The organism is Halomonas sp. 1513 (assembly GCA_001971685.1).
Taxonomy (GTDB): Bacteria; Pseudomonadota; Gammaproteobacteria; order Pseudomonadales; family Halomonadaceae; genus Franzmannia.
The window spans coordinates 1,563,068-1,582,057 of sequence record CP019326.1; the positions used below are offsets into that span (position 1 = coordinate 1,563,068).

Sequence of the window (18,990 nt, forward strand, 5' to 3'; positions counted from 1 at the left end):
GGGTCAATTCAGCCCACCTTGTACGATAGTGGCGACTCCGCCAGCAGGCCGCGGCCGCCGGCCAGGGTCAGGGCCAGGTCGTGGATGCCGTCCCACAGTGGCAGCGGAGCGGCGCCCTTGATCGCCAGGTCGAGACGCTGGGCGAACAGCAGCAGCTTGTGCAGGCGCTTGAGGGGAAGACGATTGAGCGCCTGCTGGTAGGCGGGGCGGCGCTTGTCGAAGATCGGCGGCTTCTGCGCCTTGCAGGCGTGCTCGAAGCTCTGGCCTTGGTCGAGGTGCTGGTAGAGCGACAGCAGGATGCGCAGCTCGCGGGTCAGCGCCCACAGCATGATCGGCGCCTCGACGCCCTCCAGGCGCAGGCCGCGCACGATCCGCGAGACCCGCTCGCGCTCGCCGCGCAGGCACGCCTCGGCCAGGGTGAAGACATCGTAGCGCGCGCTGTCGTCGACGCCACTGGCGATCGCTTCGGCGTTGAGGCGCGCGCCGGGGGGCATCAGCAGCGCCAGTTTCTGCAGCTCCTGGTCGGCGGCCAGCAGGTTGCCCTCGGTGCGCTCGCCGAGCAGCTTGGCCGCCTCCATGTCGAGCTGCAGGCCGTGGCGGCTGGCGCGGTCGCGCATCCAGTAGCCGAGTCGCTGATGGTCCACCGGCCACACCGGTACGAACAGCCCGATCTTGTCCAGCGCCTTGAACCACTTGCTCTGCTGCTGCTTGCGGTCGAGCTTGCCGGCGCTGAGCAGCAGCACGTTGTCGCTGCCCTTGGCCTGCTCGGCGTAGGCCTCCAGCGCCCGGCCGCCCTCCTGGCCGGCGGCCTGGCTGCCGAGGCGCAGCTCGATCAACTTGCGGGTGGCGAACAGCGACATGCTGGCGGCGGACTCGGTGAGTCGCCCCCATTGAAAGCCGCTCTCGACGTGCAGCACCTCGCGCTCCTCGATGCCCTGCTGGCGGGCCGCGGCGCGTACCGCATCGCAGGCCTCGATATGAATCAGCGGCTCATCGCCGGTGATCATCACCACCGGCGGCAGCTTGTTGGCGATGGCGTCGGGCAGCTTGTCGGGGAATATCTTCACGCGGGGAACCTATGAACGCGTTGCATCACGACGTTGGCTGGTTGTCGAGGGCGCGCAGGCGGTCGAGCAGGCGACGTGCGGCTTCTTCTCGCAGTTCCTGGCGGGCTTCCTCGCGCAGATCGTCCTGGGCCAGCAGGTTGTCGTCGCTGATGCTGAAGTTGGTGCTCACCTCGAGCTGCTGCTGATCGAGCAGGTAGGCGTTGTCGCGCTGGCGCTGCACCGAGAAGGGCGCGCGCAGGGTCATCTCGATCTCGCGGCTGGCGGCGCTGCCGAAGGTGCGGCGGCTCTCGCTGAACGCCTCGCTGCCGAGGTTGAGGCGCAGCGGGGCGTCGTCGCGAATCACGGTATCGGCACGTTCCAGCGCCGCCTGCACCGCCGGGGTCAGGTCACTGTCGGCGGCGACCAGAGCGATGCTGTCGAGTGACAGCACCGGGGTCTCCAGCCCGCGCAGGCGGAAGCCGCAGCCGGCCAATGCCAGGCCGGCGCCGGCGGCCAGGGTCAGATGAAGAAAGCGGCGACGCTGCATGGGACGCTCCTTGTGAGGTTGACGACCGTGGGGCTCAGCCGACCACGATATTGACCAGCTTGCCCGGCACCACGATCACCTTTCGCACGCTCTTGCCCTCGGTATGGCGCTGAACGTTCTCGGCAGCCAGCGCCTGGGCTTCGATGCTGGCCTTGTCGGCATCGGCCGGCACCTCGAGGCGCGCGCGCAGCTTACCATTGACCTGCACCACCAGCTCGATAGTGTCGCGAGCCAGGGCGGATTCATCCAGCACCGGCCAGGCGGCGTCGATCACCGGCTCGGCATGGCCCAGCGCTTCCCACAGCGCATGGCAGACGTGCGGGGTGATCGGCGCCAGCAGCAGCACGCCGGCTTCTACCGCTTCGCGCGCCACGGCCAGATCCTCGGGGCTTGCTGCCTCACCCTCGTGGTGGAACCGGCCCAGCGCATTGGTCAGTTCCATTACCGCGGCGATGGCGGTATTGAAGGTGGTGCGCCGGCCGATGTCGTCGCTGGCCTTCTTGATCGTCTCGTGGGTCTTGCGGCGCAGGTCGCGCTGGGCGTCACTCAGCGCCGAGGTGTCCAGCTGGCCTGGCGTACCGGCGGCAAGATGTTCGTTGGCCAGGCGCCAGAGCCGCTTGAGGAAGCGGTGAGCACCCTCGACACCGGAGTCGGACCACTCCAGCGACTGCTCCGGCGGGGCGGCGAACATCATGAACAGGCGCACGGTGTCGGCGCCGAAGCGGTCGATCATCGACTGCGGGTCGACGCCGTTGTTCTTCGACTTGGACATCTTTTCGATGCCGCCCATCTCCACCGGCTGGCCGTCCTCGATCAGCACCGCGCTGATCGGGCGCCCCTTATCGTCGCGCTTGACCTCGACATCGGCGGGGTTGAACCAGCTCTTGGCACCGTTGGCCTCGAGGCGGTAGTAGGTCTCGGCGATCACCATGCCCTGGGTCAGCAGCTGCTGGAAGGGCTCGTCGCTGTCGACCAGGCCGAAGTCGCGCATCAGCTTGTGGAAGAAACGCGCATAGAGCAGGTGCAGGATGGCGTGCTCGATGCCACCAATATAGAGGTCGACGGGCAGCCAGTAGTTGGCGCGCTCGTCGAGCATCGCGTCATGATTGTCGGCGCAGCAGAAGCGCGCGTAGTACCACGACGACTCCATGAAGGTATCGAAGGTGTCGGTCTCGCGCACCCAGCCGTCGCCAAGATCGGAGAACGCCGGCATCTTCTTGAGCGGCGAGCCCGAGGCATCGACGGTAACTTCCATCGGCAGTGCCACCGGCAGCTCGTCGTCGGTGAGCGGCACGGTCTGGCCTTCGGGGCCGTACTTGACCGGGATCGGTGCGCCCCAGTAGCGCTGGCGGGCCACGCCCCAGTCGCGCAGGCGGAAGTTGGTCTTGACCTCGCCACGGCCGAGGGACTCGAGCCTGGTGGCGATGGCATCGAAGGCTGCCTCGAAGTCGAGGCCGTCGAATTCGCCGGAGTTGATCACTCGGCCATATTCCACATAGGCACCCTCGGAGAGGTCCGGCGCCTGGCCATGCTGGTCGGCGATCACCGCCTCGATGGGCAGCGCGTACTTGGTGGCGAACTCCCAGTCGCGCTGGTCGTGGCCGGGCACCGCCATCACCGCCCCGGTGCCGAACTCCATGAGCACGAAGTTGGCCACATAGACCGGCACTTCGCGGCCGCTCAGCGGGTGCACGGCGACATGCCCGGTGGGCATGCCTTTCTTGTCCTTGGTGGCCAGCGCGGCCTCCGAGGTGCCGCCCTGGGCGCACTCCTCGCAGAACGCCGCCAGCTCGGCATTGTCCGCCGAGGCGGCCTTGGCCAGCGGGTGGCCGGCGGCCACGGCCAGGTAGGTCACGCCCATCAGGGTGTCGGGGCGGGTGGTGTAGACGCTGACCGGTTCGTCCGGGCTGCCATCGGCCCGTTTGATGTCGAAGGACATCTCGACGCCGCGCGACTTGCCGATCCAGTTGCGCTGCATGGTCTTGACCTGCTCGGGCCACTCGACCTTGTCGAGGTCGGCGAGCAGCTCATCGGCGTAGTCGGTGATCTTGAGGAACCACAGCGGGATCTCCTTGCGCTCGACCGGCGCGCCGGAGCGCCAGCCGCAGCCGTCGATCACCTGCTCGTTGGCCAGCACGGTCTGGTCGACCGGATCCCAGTTGACCGTCGACATCTTCTTATAGACCAGCCCCTTGTCGAGCAGCTTGGTGAAGAACCACTGCTCCCAGCGGTAGTAGTCGCTGTCGCAGGTGGCGAACTCTCGGTTCCAGTCGTAGGCGAAGCCCAGCGCCTTGAGCTGGTTACGCATGTAGTCGATGTTGGCGTAGGTCCACTCGGCGGGCGGCACCTGATTCTTGATCGCGGCGTTCTCCGCCGGCATGCCGAAGGCGTCCCAGCCCATCGGCTGCATGACGTTCTTGCCCTGCATGCGCTGGAAGCGCGAGACCACGTCGCCGATGGTGTAGTTGCGCACATGCCCCATGTGCAGCTTGCCGCTGGGGTAGGGGAACATCGACAGGCAGTAGAATTTCTCGCGGTTGGCATCTTCTACCGCCTTGAAGCACTGGTTCTTGTCCCAGTACTGCTGGGCGTCGCGTTCGATCTCAAAGGGCGTGTACTGTGCGTCCATCGGTCTCAACAGGTACCTTGTGTCTAGTGTAACAGAATGTATCCGCCGCCGGGTCGGTTGGCCTAGAGCGCGCTATACCTTGGTCTACGTTGGCGTTAACTGTTCATGGCTTGGCATGCAACGACGCCGGCTAGCATACCGCACTAGGCTGTCTGCGGCCACGCTGCGCCCGGTGCTTACCTGCCCAGGAGTCGCCGATGGTCAGGCGCCGCCTGAGTCGAACGTGGTAAGCGGTTTTCTAAGGGGGCCGACAGTAAAGTATTAAGGTTGCGCTTACTCACGGCCGAGACTCAATGTGGCACTTCGCTTGTCATTCAAAACCCGAAAGTGTCCAGGGGGTTGGCTGGGTCATAGTATGGCCGCTTAGTTTTCTAAGTAAATGTACTTACCTTGTATATCAAGCTCGCGCGCCCTGGGATTAATGGAGGTTAGTGGCCGTTGACCAGCGTCGCGAATCGACTAGTGAATCGCTTAGGCGTAGTAGGATGATTAGTTTTCTAAGCCAGTAAGATTATTTTATTAAGGCTTTACTAACCCTGCCTTGTTACGTAATGTAACGTTCAAGTGTTCAGTCATGATTAGTCGTCATCTGAATTTTCTCTCGTGATGAGTTTGTTAAGAGACTCGGCATTACTTTATTAAGGTTGTGCTCGGCTGGCAGTCTTCGATACTTAATGTTACTTATGGTTGTCAATTGTTACGTTGATGGGGCCGGCGCCTCAAGCGGCTCAGGGATGAGCCTGGTGCTGGTTTGGTTCAGCAAAGGGACACAAAATGGCACAACTACTAAAAAAGCTGTTCAGCCTACCTCGGCGTAGTAAGCAGGCTATCCAGCTTCTGGCCGATTCTTTTCTAATCGTGGCCAGCTTCTTTACTGCAATGCTGTTACGGCTGGACTCCATACGCTTTCTTTCTGATCCGGCGGTGTGGATGGCGTTGCCTGTGGTGGTGCCTGTTAGCTTAGTCATATTTATGAGGTTAGGTTTTTACCGTGCCATTATTCGTTATATGGGGCTCAAGGCCTTCCAAGCGGTAATGGCCGGCGTTATGGGGTCTGCCTTGACGCTGGGTGTTGTGAGTAGTGTCTTCAACCTGCCGGTGCCGCGCTCTGTGCCCTTTATTTATATTATGCTGGCACTAATGACCATCGGCGGGGTGCGCCTTGCGCTGCGCTTGCTCTACCAGCGCGGACAGCTGCGTCTCAAGACGCGTGTACTTATCTATGGGGCCGGTGCCGCTGGTCGTCAGTTGGCGATGTCGCTGCGCCATGGTCGAAACTATGAGCCGGTGGGTTTCGTCGACTTTGCGCCTAAACTGCAAGGCACTCATGTCGAAGGACTGCGGGTGTATTCTCCGGATGACACCACCCGCATCATCGATAATTACGGTGTCGAGAAACTCCTGCTCGCCGTACCCGAAGCCACGCGTACCCGCCGCCAGCAAATCATCGAGTCGATTGAGCCGCTCTCGATTCCTGTTCAGACCATCCCTGACATGGCAGATGTCGTTTCCGGCAAGGCCAAATTCAATGAACTGCGCGACGTCGCGGTAGAAGACCTGCTGGGTCGTGATCCGGTGCCACCCGTGCCGTCGCTGATGGGGGCCAATATCACCGACAAAGTCGTGATGGTGACCGGGGCGGGTGGCTCGATTGGCAGTGAGTTATGCCGTCAGATCTTGCGCCAACATCCTAGCAAGCTGCTGCTGGTGGATGTGTCCGAGTACTCCCTCTACCGCATAGAGCTGGATCTCAAGCGTATCTCGCAGGCGGAATCGCTGAGGTCCAGTGTCGTCCCGATCCTCGCCTCAGTGCGCGATGGAGAGCATATCGAGCAGCTCTTGGTGACGTTTGGCGTACGCACTATCTATCACGCCGCTGCGTACAAGCACGTGCCAATGGTCGAGTACAACCCATGTGAAGGCGTGCTAAACAACGTCTTTGGGACGCTGGCAGTGGCCAAGGCAGCGCGTGCGGCGGAGGTCGACGACATGGTGCTGGTGTCTACCGACAAGGCAGTCCGGCCGACCAATGTGATGGGGGCCAGTAAGCGCATGGCAGAACTGGTATGCCAGGCGATGGCTGCGTCAAGGCAGACGACGCGCTTCACGATGGTGCGGTTTGGCAACGTGCTTGGCTCTTCCGGCTCTGTGGTGCCGCTGTTTCGCAAGCAAATCGAAACTGGCGGACCGATTACCGTCACTCATCCTGAGATTACCCGTTATTTCATGACCATCCCTGAAGCAGCACAGTTGGTGATACAAGCGGGTGGGATGGCCAAGGGTGGGGATGTTTTTGTTCTGGACATGGGAAAACCGGTACGCATTGCCGAATTGGCGATTCGCATGGTGCGCTTGACTGGCCTTGAGCCTTTTTTCCCACAGTCGAGCGGACCTCCGTGTTCCAAGTCTTCTAGAACGAAACCTGATCAATACGACGGGTTGGCAGAGAGTAGTCATAAGGGGGATATCTCAATCATTTTTACCGGACTGCGGCCTGGTGAAAAGCTCTATGAAGAGTTGCTGGTTACAGAGGCCGTGGGCAAGACCAGTCACCCGCGCATCATGACCGCCAATGAGGCGTTACTTGGTTGGGAGGAGTTAGAGCCGATTCTACTCTCGCTACATGACGCTTGCATTTGTCTAGATGGCGATGGCGTGCGCCAGGTATTAATGGAGGCACCCACGGAGTACCACCCCCAGAGCGACATCATCGATCACGCTGCAAAAACACCCAGCGATGCATCAAAAGCAAGCGCAGCGCTAACTCGCAATTACATGCCTGGTTATAACACGGTTGGATCAATGGCCGATATTCCCACTGGCTGGCAAACCCTGAGAGCTAGATGAGCCTATGGCAAACGTAGCGTCAACAAAAAAGCAGTGTCGCCAGAGTGCTGCGTGTCATTCTCCAGAAGACCGCTAATACCGGTGTAATGGTCATGAAGCATCGATGTTGGCGCCACAAGGTACCTTCAGGAAGTAATTAGAAATATACAGATTATTCGGTGGCTGTCAGGACGATAGACGATCGTCGCCATATTGGCTTCGAGAAATGACAGGCTCCGGATACATATTGAATAGACAGTCGATGTTGCCACAGGGCTCTTCGTGAGTCGGCTGTTGGCAATTCAGACAACCAGTATGTGCAAGCGTACCAACGCTGCTGGCCTCGGAGATGCGCCGTACACTCCGGGGCGGTAGCGTGCCTGGACGAAGTCGCCAGGGATCGGGCTCAAAATGACAATGCAAATGCATCGGGGGAACGGCCAATGCGTACTCTAATCGCTCCACGCTATATCATGACGTTATTCGCGCTACTTACACTAGGGGGCTGCGCCATCGCTCCCGGTGGGCATATGAACTATGACACGGGGGATGCGCCAGAGCTCTCTCACCTCGTCGACGTTCAACCGATAACACCACAGTTGATCGGTGCACTTGAGCAAGCGGAGCGGCGTGTCAGCCCTGTGCCAGACGAACTGCGCGGCCAATTATCCGACTACGAGTACAAGGTTGGCCCTGGCGATGTACTCAGCATCGTGGTGTATGACCATCCCGAGTTGACGATACCCGCGGGGGCCGAGCGCAGCGCGGCAGAGGCCGGTAATCAGGTGCGTGGTGATGGCACCATCTTTTACCCTTTCCTGGGGCGGATCAATGTGGCAGGCAAAACCTCCGATGAGATTCGCCTGCAGTTGACTCGCGGGCTCTCCCAGTTCCTCACCGAGCCGCAGATCGATGTCTTCGTGGCGGCCTTCAACTCGCAGAAAGTCTATGTCACGGGGGCGGTAGGTGGCCCCGGTGTCGTGCCGATCACCAACGTACCCATGACCATCATCGATGCCATCAGCGAGGTTGGTGGGCCTACGGCAGATGCCTTCTGGCACGACCTCACCTTCATCCGCGATGGCCAGGAAGAGCGGCTGTCGCTTTATGCTCTACTCAGCGAGGGAGATCAGCGCCAGAATCGGCTGTTGAGAGATGGCGATATCATTCATGTACCCACTGCGGAGAATCAGGGCATTGCCATGATGGGGCAATTACGCTCGCCGGGTAACTTGCCAATGAACCGCGAGCGACTGTCGCTTTCAGACGCGATCTCACGCGCGGGTGGCATCAACGAAGACACTGCCGATGCGTCGGGTATTTTCGTGCTGCGCCGCCAGCCCGAGGCCAGTGAAAAACTGGCCACGGTCTATCAGCTCGATATAAACGACGCCACTGCCTTCGCGTTAGCCGGAGGCTTCCCGCTCGAGCCCCGCGATATCGTCTACGTTACCACGGCGCCGCTAGCGCGCTGGAACCGCGTGATCAGTCTGCTGCTGCCCTCCATCGGGTTGCCGGGGGATATCGGTAGCTCCAGTCGAAACCTGGGAGACGTGCTCTAAGCATGTTTAGCCACGTACTGGTGGTGTGCACCGGCAACATCTGTCGCAGCCCGGTGGCTGCGGCAATGCTGCGCCGACAGCGTCCCGAGCTTCAAGTGGAATCCGCGGGGCTAGGGGCGATGGTAGGTCAAGGAGTGGAGTCCACTGCCTTGCAGCTAGCACAGGCCGATGGACTTGACCTTAAAACCCATCGAGCACGCCAGCTAGAGGGCCGGATGCTGACTGACGCAGATCTGATCCTGGTCATGAGCGATGGCCAACGGCGTGAACTTGGCAGCCGCTGGCCAGAGATGCTGGGAAAGACCATGCGCCTTGGGCAGTGGCTCGACGATGGTAAAGGGCGAGATATTTCCGACCCCTACCGCAAGAGCCGGGACGTCTTCGTACATGTTCACCAACTTTTGGCTAATGCAACAGAGGGATGGGCATCAAGGTTATGAATAGCGACGCCCAATATTCTCCTTTTCACTCTTCGAAGTAGACCCCAATGGCTGATAAATCTGTGACCCAAGCCCCACCCGAGGAAACTATCGACCTAGGCCGTATGATCGGTGTCCTATTCGATCATAAGTGGTTGATCATTTTCATCACCGGCTTGTTTGCTGCAGTCGGTATCATTCATGGCATGCTAGCAACGCCGATTTACCAATCGGATGCACTGGTTCAGGTCGAGCGGCGTTCGAGCGTGAGTCCGTTAGGTGACGTGGCCAACATCATTGGTATGGAAGGGCTGAACACGCCGGCCGAGCTGGAAATATTGCAGTCGCGCATGGTGCTCGGGCAAGTCGTGGACCGGCTTGGCCAGGATGTTATTATTCGTCCAGTCGAAGTGCCGGTCATCGGCAATTTTGTGTTGCGTCGCAATGTTCCACGCCCACCTTTCATGGAAGGACAGCCACACATATGGGGTAACGAAAGTATTGATGTGCCGCGCTTCGAGTTGGCCGAACGGCGCCGGGGGCAGCAGATTCTGGTCGAGCGGATCATCGACGACCGCTATCGGGTGCTGGTCAACGGGGAGGCAGTCGGCAATGGTGACATTGGCGAGCCAACGGTCTTCCTGGATGGCGATCTGGAATTGACCATCGACGCTTTCGATGCCGCCGTCGGTGCACGCTTTCAACTGCTGAGGCAGCATCGCAACTCTGCCATCGGCTCCATCGGCGGCCGTCTGCAGGTCATCGAGGCAGGAGGGCGGGGCACGCCGACTGGCATGCTACGCATGACCATGGTCGGCCCGGATACTCAAGAGATCACTCGCACACTCGATGCCGTCGCAGAAACCTTCCTGACCCAGAACGTCGAGCGCCAGTCTGCACAGGCCCAGCAGAGCTTGGAATTTCTTGAGCAGCAGGCCCCGGAACTGCGCGAGCAACTGGTAGGCGCCGAGCAGAGCCTCAACGAGTACCGGGCGAACCTGGATAGCGTAGACCTGAGTAGCGAAGCCCAAGCGGCGATTCAGCGCTACATCGAGCTCGATACGCGTCTCAACGAGCTCGAGTTTCAGGAAGCCGAGCTGGCGCAGCGTTACACCCCTAGTCACCCTAGCTACCAGGCGCTTTTGCGGCAGAAGAGTCAGATCGAACGGGATCGCGTCGAGCTCAATGCTCGCGTCAATGAGCTACCGGCCGCCCAGCAGGAAGTCGTGCGACGCACTCGCGATGTTGAGGTGACTCAAGCGATTTACGTCAATGTGCTCAACAAGATGCAGGAGCTGCAGGTCGCTAGGGCCGGCACGATCGGTAATATTCGCATCATCGACCGTGCCGCTATTTCCGGGCAGGTGTCGCCGAACAAGACCCAAACCACCGTATTGGCGACGCTGCTTGGCCTGATTCTGGTGGTAGGCGGTGTCCTGCTGCGCGAGCTGCTGCGCCGTGGCGTGGACTCTCCTGAGCAGATCGAGTCTGCCGGCCTGCCGGTATATGCCACCATTCCGCTCTCGACGGCGCAGAACAAGCTGGCCCGTCGGGTCAAGCGTAACCGCCGCAAGCCCGCTCAGGATATCGTGGTGGGGGTGCTGGCGGATCGTGAGCCCTCCGACCTGGCATTGGAAGCACTACGCGGCCTGCGAACCAGTCTGCACTTTGCCATGCTCGAAGGGCGTAATAATCGCCTGATGATCACCGGCCCAAGCCCCGGGGTTGGCAAGAGCTTCGTCAGTATCAACCTGGGGGCCGTTACCGCTCAGGCGGGCAAGCGGGTGCTGATCATCGATGCCGACCTGCGCAAAGGCCACATTCACCACGCCTTCGGCAAGAAAAGTGAGAACGGCCTGGCGGACTTCCTGGCCGGGCAGATACCGCTGGATGACATCATCCAGCCTACCGGCATGGATAACTACAGGGTGGTAACGCGGGGCACTGCGCCGCCCAATCCTTCGGAACTGCTCATGCAGCCGCGCTTCGCCGAGGCAATGCAAACCCTCAGCCAGCAGTTCGACTTGATCATCGTTGATACCCCACCGGTACTTGCCGTAACCGATGCCAGCGTGGTCGGCAAGCAGTGCGATACCACACTGCTGGTGGCCCGCTTCGAGACTAACCCGGTGCGCGAGATCATGGCGGCCAAGCGGCGTCTGGAAGGGACTGGAGTGATAGTACAGGGAGCCATCTTGAATGCCATGGAGCGCAAGGCATCGACGGCCTCGGGGCATTATGGCTATTACTTCTATAATTATCGTTAACTAATATTCAGGCAGTGAACTCATGAAAGTACTCGTAACGGGTAGTGCCGGTTTCATCGGTTTCCATACCGTCAAGCGCCTGCTCGAGCGTGGCGATAGCGTAGTGGGGTTCGATAGCGTCAATGACTACTATGACCCAAATATCAAGGAGGCGCGGCTAGCGATACTCGAGGAAACTGCCGCACGCACCGCAAGCGACTATCATTTCGTGCGCGATAACCTTGCCAACCAGCAAGCGGTTGACGCCTGCTTCAAGGATCACGCAATCGATCGCGTGATCCACCTGGCCGCACAGGCGGGAGTGCGCTACTCCTTGGAAAATCCCCACAGCTATGTAGAGAGTAACGTGGTGGCCTTCACCAATATTCTGGAGGCTTGCCGCTATGCCAAGGTGGAACACCTCACCTATGCCAGCACCAGCAGTGTCTACGGCGCCAACACCAGGATGCCGTTTTCCGAGCATGACGGTGCCAACCACCCCCTGCAGTTCTATGCTGCGACCAAGAAAGCCAACGAGATGATGGCGCACAGCTATAGTCATCTGTTCGGTTTGCCTACCACCGGGCTGCGCTTCTTCACGGTATATGGACCCTGGGGCCGGCCGGACATGGCGCTGTTCAAGTTCACCAAGAACATCCTGGCCGACGAGCCGATCCCGGTGTTCAACCATGGCAACCACACCCGCGACTTTACTTACGTGGACGACATCGTCGAGGGAGTGATTCGCGCCAGCGACCAGATCGCCGAGCCCAACCCCGACTGGGACAGCAGCCAGCCGGACCCCGCGACCAGCAATGCGCCGTATCGGTTATTCAACATCGGCAACAACGATCCAGTGAAGCTGAGTGCATATATCGAGGCGATCGAAGCGGCACTGGACAAGCCGGCCAAGCGCGACTTGCTGCCCCTGCAACTGGGGGATGTGCCCGATACCTACGCCGACAGCAGCGAACTCGAGATGGCGGTCGATTACAAGCCTGCAACGCCCGTGGCGGAAGGGGTGGCGAACTTCGTGGCCTGGTATCGCGACTTCTATCAGGTGTGAGCTTCAGCTCGGCAGACCACTGGATCTTCGCTTTAGTGAGAGACACAAGGAATCAACGAGCATGAACGTTACGGTGTTTGGAACGGGGTATGTCGGCCTTGTACAGGGAGTCATCCTGGCCGATGTGGGCCACCATGTGGTGTGCGTCGATGTGGATGCCGAGAAGGTCGAGCGGCTGATCCAAGGCCAGATCCCGATCTATGAGCCGGGGCTGGAACCGCTGGTGCGCGAGAACTATGCCGCGGGCCGGCTAGAGTTGACCACAGATGCCGAGGCGGGGGTCAAGCACGGCCAGGTGCAGTTCATTGCCGTCGGTACGCCTCCTGACGAAGATGGCGCTGCCGATCTCCAGTACGTACTCGCAGTAGCAGCAACCATTGCCGAACACATGCAGCGCGACCTGATCATTATCGACAAGTCGACGGTGCCCGTGGGTACCGCCGACAAGGTGAAAGCCAAGGTCGCGGAGGTGCTCGCCAAGCGTGATCGAAGTGACCTCGGATTCGAAGTCGTCTCCAACCCGGGGTTTCTCAAAGAGGGCAGCGCCGTCGCCGACTGTCAGAAACCCGACCGAATCATCATCGGCACCGAGGACGCATCCACCATCGACGTGATGCGCGAGCTTTATGCGCCGTTCAATCGCAACCACGACAAGATCATCGTCATGGATGTGCGCAGCGCGGAGCTTACCAAGTATGCCGCCAACTGCATGCTCGCCACCAAGATCAGCTTCATGAATGAGATGGCCAACCTGGCTGAGCGGCTTGGGGCCGATATCGAGATGGTTCGCCGGGGTATTGGCTCCGACCCGCGCATCGGTTATCACTTCATCTACCCCGGGGTGAGCTATGGAGGCTCATGCTTCCCCAAGGACGTACAGGCACTGATTCGTACTGCCGGAGACATCGACTTCGATGCCAAGGTGCTCAAAGCCGTAGAGGCCCGTAATCAGGATCAGAAGACTACGCTCTTCGCGAAGATCGACCGACACTTCAACGGCGAGCTCGGCGACAAGACCTTTGCCGTGTGGGGCCTGTCTTTCAAGCCGAACACCGATGATATGCGCGAGGCACCAAGCCGCGTGCTGATGGAAGCCCTATGGAAGGCCGGTGCCAAGGTCCAGGCATACGATCCTGAAGCCATGGAAGAGACGCAGCGTCTCTTTGGGCCGCGCGACGACCTGACGCTGTGTGGCACCAAGGAAGCGGCTCTGAAGGGCGCCGATGCGCTGGCCATTGTCACCGAGTGGCAGAGCTTTCGCGCACCTGACTTGGAGCTCATCAAATTTCAGCCCAGTGAGCCAATGGTGTTTGATGGGCGCAACATGTTCTAGCCAGCACACATGAACAAAAAAGGATTTACTTACTAGTCAGTGGTTCTTTAAAGGTTGTGAACTTTCTGACTATTAATTCATTTGGAAAAACTTTTCTTTAAACTGTAACTGTGGTGTCACGGATTATCATATCGCCTATAGCAGTTATACTCTGCTAGCCGCAAGGGAGCTTCTTAGCAACTCATCCGGGAGCAGGTTCATGGACTTCAAGCTGCGTAAGCAGGCCACAACAACACCGAAGAACCGTGCCGGACTACGAGCCGGGCTATGTGCGCATCAATATCAAACACCTGCCCGAAATGCCCGATGAGCAGCAGATGCACTACCTGTTCGTTGCCATCGACCGTGCGACACGCTGGGGTCACTTGGAGGTCCGGAACAGCTAGTCTGCGAAGGATGCTCGGTCGTTTATGAAGCAGGTGGCGAAGAAGACTTCCTTCAAGATCCATACGTTGCTTACTTACAATGTAAAGTCGTTTATAGATCGCTTCACTCAAGCAGGTGAGCGCAAGCCCACTGGGCGCAATCCCTTCGATCAGGAGTACCTGGCCCTCGGCATCGAGCACCGCCTTATCAAGCTCGAAAGCCCACAAACAAACGGCATAGTTGAAAGCCTCAATGGCCGAATCAGCGATGTCATGGCAACTCGACGCTATACTTCTGGTGAAGACCTGGAGCAGACGCTCAAGCAGTGCTGCTGGCTGTATAATCACCATATTCCGCAGAAGGCGCTACAACGTCAATCGCCGATCACGGCGATAAAAGAGTGGCAGGCTAAGCGGCCAGAGCTATTTACCAAACGGGTGGTCAATTACTCGTGACCCGACCATAATAGGATTTCGTATGTTTAGACGTGTCCGTCAACTTTGGAAGTTACTGAACAAAGAGCAGCGCAAGAGGCTCCTTAGGCTTCAAGTGCTTGTTGTGATCATGGCCTTCGCCGAAGTGGCGGGCGTTGTGGCGATTGGTCCATTCATGGCTGTAGTTGGAGATATGGGCAGGCTGGAAGGTGAGGGTACACTCGCGCAGCTTTACCATATAAGTGGCTTGGAAACACCACAAAAATTTCTCTTCTGGCTGGGGGTGGCTGTTCTGATCGCTCTCGCGGGTGCCGCCGCGATATCTATCTATGTAACATGGCAGCTAGCACTCTACGCGCAGCAGGTTGGAGCAGAGTTGTCTGTTCGTCTTTTCGAACATTATATGCAGCAGCCGTGGCTATTTCACGCAAGCGGCAGTAGCAGCCAGCTGATCAACAAGATTGCTCAGGAGACCACGAGGGTAACAGACAATATTATTCAGCCGTTAATGAAGATGAATGCTAAGGGAGTGCTTGTGTTGGTCATGGCCACGACTATTTTCATTTTCAATCCAGTAGTGGCTTTGATTGGCCTTGTGCTTTTCGCTACAGCATATTGGGGGCTTTTCCGCACAGTACGTAGGAGATTAACGAACAATGGTAAAACTGTTTCTTCAACTAACCGCATGCGATTCAAGCTTATGAATGAAGGGTTTGGTGGCATAAAAGACACCTTGTTACTGGGTCGACAGGCGGATTTTAACCGACGTTTTGAAGTGGCCAGCAAAAAAATGGGACTGGCGAAAGGGATGACAAGCGGGCTCTCTCAGGTACCAAGGTATGCTATGGAATTATTAGCTTTCGGTGCAGTGATTTCTCTAGTGTTATACTTATTAGCAGCACATGAGGGGGATTTAGGTAACATTCTTCCGGTTCTTTCTATTTATGCTTTGGCAGGTTTCAAGTTACTACCCGCTTTTCAGCAGGTTTACGCTAGTCTTGCGAAAATAAAAGGTAATATTTCTTCATTTGATGTGATGGAGGATGACTTAGTGGCCAGTCAGAATGCTGTCCGTGGCCAGTCTGCGATGGAATTAGGCAAGCTTTCGCCAAAGCAAGCTATCACCCTGGATGACATTCACTTCAGCTATCCTGACAAGGATGTCAAAGCGTTGGACGGTTTAACAATGGAGATACCATGCGATGAACTAATTGGCTTAGTGGGCGCTTCTGGTTCTGGTAAGTCTACAGCCATTGACGTGCTCCTAGGGTTGATAGTACCTCAGAAGGGCAGACTTATGATCGACGGCGAAACGTTGACAGACGAGAACATGCGGGCTTGGCAGAACAGTGTTGGGTTTGTATCACAAGCAATCTTTCTCTCCGATGCCAGTATTCGTGAAAATATTGCCTTTGGCATACCTCCTGATGAAATCGATGATGAACGTGTCATGCACGCAGCACATATGGCCCGCTTGGATGAACTGATTGAGCGGCTTTCTGACGGATTGGCGACTCGCGTAGGAGAACGCGGTATTCAGCTTTCAGGTGGGCAGCGTCAGCGGATAGGAATTGCTCGTGCGCTCTATGACGATGCGGCAGTACTGGTGCTTGATGAAGCTACCAGTGCATTAGATGGTATTACTGAAAAGCTTGTAATGGACGCCATTCACGACTTCTCGGGAAAAAAGACAATTATCATGATTGCCCATCGATTAGCCACAGTAAAAAAATGTGACTGCATATACCTTATCAGCGAAGGAAAGCTAGTTGATAAAGGTACTTTCTTCGAACTTGAAGGGAGAAATAGCATATTCAAACGCATGGCAGATCATTCCTAAATCAAATTCTAAATGTGTTAAATTGTTCGTTCGTAGTATAACAGTGGTCTCAAAGACGAAGTTCAATACCTGCCACATCAGTTACGGTATTACCATAACTCATTTCTATCGCCACCTCACCGCTGAAGACAGTGCCGGCATCATGCTGATGTAGGCTCACAACTCGATTCGAACCATTGCACGGCAACTGGGACGTGCTCTCAGCACTATCTCAAGGATCTGGCACGCCACACGATCAGGTCTGATAAGGCCTACGATGCCAGTCTCGCCAGGTACCGAGCCCGGCTGGCCCACTGTAGGACTTGGCGTCGCCCCCAATTGCATCATGATAGCGAGCTGATAGGACGGGTGGTCTACTTGCTGCGCAATATAGCCCGCACACATGAAACGCATGTTTCCTATTAATTCTGAGCACCGCGTTTCACACGAAGTTATTTATAGCGTGCTATACGTCATGCCCGTGGCTCGCTCAATAAGGAGTTAATAACCTGTCTGCGATAAGGCAAAGGTAAGCGGCGACGCCGCAGCCGTGTTATGGATCGGCGGCAATAGATCCCGGACTAGGTGTGCATCTACCTACGGTCTCCTGCGATCGCCGGCTCACTGAATACACGGCCGCGAAAGACGCTGGACAGACGAACACCGCTGGAAGTCTATGCTTAGGTACTCAAGAAAGCCATCGCTGGTCCGAGTGCTATTTAATAAGGTTACGCTTAAACTTGAGGTCGCCCATATTCTTATGACAACTTTATTTAACATAGTACTCTGAGGGCAAAATGGATTTTATATGGTGCAGTGATAAATCAAAAATTGCTTCCCTTGAAAAAGGCTTCCTAAGCGTAGGATATATCCCTGAAAGTATAGTTTTTTCTAGCCATGGTGAGTGGGGGGCGATAATTGCAGTTAAAAGCTGTTACACGGGTCTTGATCCTTACGAAGATGAAGAGTTTATATGTGTTGTCGTAGGTGACCCTCTGATTGATAAAGGGGAAACAAAAAAACTTGGCTCCTCCGTCCAGAGCAGCTGCCGTAGTAAACGCATAGCTGATATATGGGGTGAGGGCGGTAAAAATAAGAATATTATGGTTCCTGAACATCCCGCTGCAATTGTTTGTATTAATAAAAAGATAAAAAAATCAGAAGTATATACAGATATACTAGGAGCTGTGCCAGTCTACTCAGCAATAAGCGAGGGTGCTGTTTTTCTGTCATCTAGTCCTGATATTATTGCAGCAATATTAGGGCCGCCTATTGATAAGATTTCGGGTGTAGAGTTAGTAGTAAATGGGCGTATAAATTACCCTTACACCCTTTATGATGGGATTGTTCAGCTAGCTCCGGGGGCATTGTATACTCTTCCTGATTTGGCTTTTGAAAAGCTTTGGGTACCGCCAAGCTGTGTCGAGGATACCAGTGCCGAAGAGTGGGGAGCTTTGATAAAAGAAGAGCTGCAATTATTCTTTAGAGGTATGGCTGTATTGTTGGGAGAAAGTGGCGCTACTACACTCTCTGCTGGAAAAGATACACGAATGATTTCTCAGCTAGCTTCAAGCTGCATGAGATTGGATGCTGTGACATTGTATCCTGTCAAGAACATTGATTATTATATAACCTCCCTGGTTGCTAAAAAGATTGGGATAAAATTAAATGGAGTATTGCGAAGTCCCTCACATTATTCTGAATTATACAGATCACGTCCCGTCGGCATTACTACTCAAAATTTGTGGGGAGATGCACACTTCCACAACCGAGTGCTTGGTGAGCATCTAAATACACCTTTTATTTTAGGGGGATATTTGGGTGATGCATTCTTACGTGGAAATAGTATATATAATAAGAGAAGGTTGCAAGCAATTAAAAGAAAAGAAATAAATAGTACTTCTTATGATTGGGTTATTAATGAGATGGGTGCAACATTAAGTGGAGAAATAGCAAATGCTATCAATACCCGATATTATCAAGCGAGTACAATGCTTGGCTTAGGTATTGAGCATAGGAATGATATGGTAAACAATTACCCATTTACAAGCATCTTAAGTGCCGCACATTTTCACGCTGCTCGTAGGTATGGTCCTCATTATGAACCTTTCATGTCTAGAAAGCTTGTAGAAATTGCTTTTAAAATACCCTTGCATCTCAAGAAAGATGAGCTACAAAATAGTTTGTATTCTTCTGTTGGAGTTGGTTTTTCAAGGAAGATATTCTGTGTTTCTTTGCTTAATAAGTTTGCGAATAGGCTAGGTGTTATTGTACCAGGAAAATACCAGCCGAAATGGTTGAAATATCAAGGGTCGTGGTCTTATCTTGTATCTCCTTATAATGAAAGTGATTTGCATAAAGACTTTATGGAATCACTGTCCTTTACAGAAAGTTTGTTAGGTGTTGACTTGCATTCAATTAAAATAGGAAGCAGGAACAAGGTTGCATGTTTACAAATCATGACAGCACACTCTTTATCTAGAGCCCGTTGAGAATTGTAATTATCAGGCTAAGCAAGTACTATAAGGTATGAGCCTTGTTTTTATTCAATACAACGGAAATTAAGCTAAGCAGACGACTTTTTGCATTGTCTTAAACGAGAAATAAATGGCTAAAATATCCACTCTCTCCACTTTACGTAGCTTTATTACATTCCTTACTAGAAAGTTGTTCTTAAAAGTGACAAATAAAATCCTC

General features: G+C 55.9%; 10 protein-coding genes and 1 pseudogene. 8 read left to right on the forward strand and 3 right to left on the reverse strand.

What is annotated here, in order from left to right; all coding sequences use genetic code 11:
• Positions 1-8 precede the first annotated feature (8 nt).
• From BWR19_07170 to BWR19_07180, 3 genes are read right to left on the reverse strand one after another with little or no spacing between them, the layout of a single operon-like run.
• Positions 9-1,067, reverse strand: a complete 1,059-nt coding sequence (locus tag BWR19_07170; GenBank protein APX92727.1) for a DNA polymerase III subunit delta — start codon at positions 1,065-1,067, stop codon at positions 9-11.
• 25 nt (positions 1,068-1,092) lie between these two features.
• Complete coding sequence (locus BWR19_07175) at positions 1,093-1,593, reverse strand: hypothetical protein (protein APX92728.1); 501 nt, start codon at positions 1,591-1,593, stop codon at positions 1,093-1,095.
• A 34-nt stretch (positions 1,594-1,627) separates the two neighbouring features.
• On the reverse strand, positions 1,628-4,222 hold the full coding sequence (locus tag BWR19_07180; GenBank protein APX92729.1) for a leucine--tRNA ligase: 2,595 nt from the start codon (positions 4,220-4,222) through the stop codon (positions 1,628-1,630).
• A gap of 774 nt (positions 4,223-4,996) precedes the next feature.
• On the opposite strand from BWR19_07180, the gene BWR19_07185 reads away from it, so the two are divergent.
• The 8 genes and pseudogenes from BWR19_07185 (at position 4,997) to BWR19_07220 (ending at position 16,314) form a co-directional block, all read left to right on the forward strand.
• Positions 4,997-7,069, forward strand: a complete 2,073-nt coding sequence (locus tag BWR19_07185) for a nucleoside-diphosphate sugar epimerase (protein APX92730.1) — start codon at positions 4,997-4,999, stop codon at positions 7,067-7,069.
• Positions 7,070-7,491: 422 nt separating this feature from the next.
• The gene (locus tag BWR19_07190; GenBank protein APX92731.1) at positions 7,492-8,610 is read left to right on the forward strand and encodes a polysaccharide export protein Wza; all 1,119 of its coding nucleotides are present in this window, start codon (positions 7,492-7,494) and stop codon (positions 8,608-8,610) included.
• A 2-nt stretch (positions 8,611-8,612) separates the two neighbouring features.
• Positions 8,613-9,050 (forward strand): phosphotyrosine protein phosphatase, encoded by a 438-nt coding sequence (locus tag BWR19_07195; GenBank protein APX92732.1) that lies wholly within the window; start codon positions 8,613-8,615, stop codon positions 9,048-9,050.
• Between the two features lie 47 nt (positions 9,051-9,097).
• Positions 9,098-11,296, forward strand: coding sequence for a tyrosine-protein kinase (locus BWR19_07200; protein APX92733.1), 2,199 nt, complete (start codon positions 9,098-9,100; stop codon positions 11,294-11,296).
• 22 nt (positions 11,297-11,318) lie between these two features.
• Positions 11,319-12,341, forward strand: coding sequence for a capsular biosynthesis protein CpsI (locus tag BWR19_07205; protein ID APX92734.1), 1,023 nt, complete (start codon positions 11,319-11,321; stop codon positions 12,339-12,341).
• Positions 12,342-12,402: 61 nt separating this feature from the next.
• Entirely contained in the window at positions 12,403-13,674 is a 1,272-nt protein-coding gene (locus BWR19_07210) for a UDP-glucose 6-dehydrogenase (GenBank protein ID APX92735.1), read from the forward strand.
• A gap of 299 nt (positions 13,675-13,973) precedes the next feature.
• Positions 13,974-14,495, forward strand: a pseudogene (locus BWR19_07215) (hypothetical protein).
• A gap of 22 nt (positions 14,496-14,517) precedes the next feature.
• Complete coding sequence (locus BWR19_07220; GenBank protein APX92736.1) at positions 14,518-16,314, forward strand: multidrug ABC transporter ATP-binding protein; 1,797 nt, start codon at positions 14,518-14,520, stop codon at positions 16,312-16,314.
• The last annotated feature ends 2,676 nt before the right edge of the window (positions 16,315-18,990 follow it).

Bases quoted from the DNA above. Each gene is read 5' to 3' on its own strand.
- BWR19_07175 (APX92728.1), bottom strand. From the start codon at position 1,593: ATGCAGCGTCGCCGCTTTCTTCATCTGACCCTGGCCGCCGGCGCCGGC.
- BWR19_07180 (APX92729.1), bottom strand. From the start codon at position 4,222: ATGGACGCACAGTACACGCCCTTTGAGATCGAACGCGACGCCCAGCAG.
- BWR19_07185 (APX92730.1), top strand. From the start codon at position 4,997: ATGGCACAACTACTAAAAAAGCTGTTCAGCCTACCTCGGCGTAGTAAG.
- BWR19_07190 (APX92731.1), top strand. From the start codon at position 7,492: ATGCGTACTCTAATCGCTCCACGCTATATCATGACGTTATTCGCGCTA.
- BWR19_07195 (APX92732.1), top strand. From the start codon at position 8,613: ATGTTTAGCCACGTACTGGTGGTGTGCACCGGCAACATCTGTCGCAGC.
- BWR19_07200 (APX92733.1), top strand. From the start codon at position 9,098: ATGGCTGATAAATCTGTGACCCAAGCCCCACCCGAGGAAACTATCGAC.
- BWR19_07205 (APX92734.1), top strand. From the start codon at position 11,319: ATGAAAGTACTCGTAACGGGTAGTGCCGGTTTCATCGGTTTCCATACC.
- BWR19_07210 (APX92735.1), top strand. From the start codon at position 12,403: ATGAACGTTACGGTGTTTGGAACGGGGTATGTCGGCCTTGTACAGGGA.
- BWR19_07220 (APX92736.1), top strand. From the start codon at position 14,518: ATGTTTAGACGTGTCCGTCAACTTTGGAAGTTACTGAACAAAGAGCAG.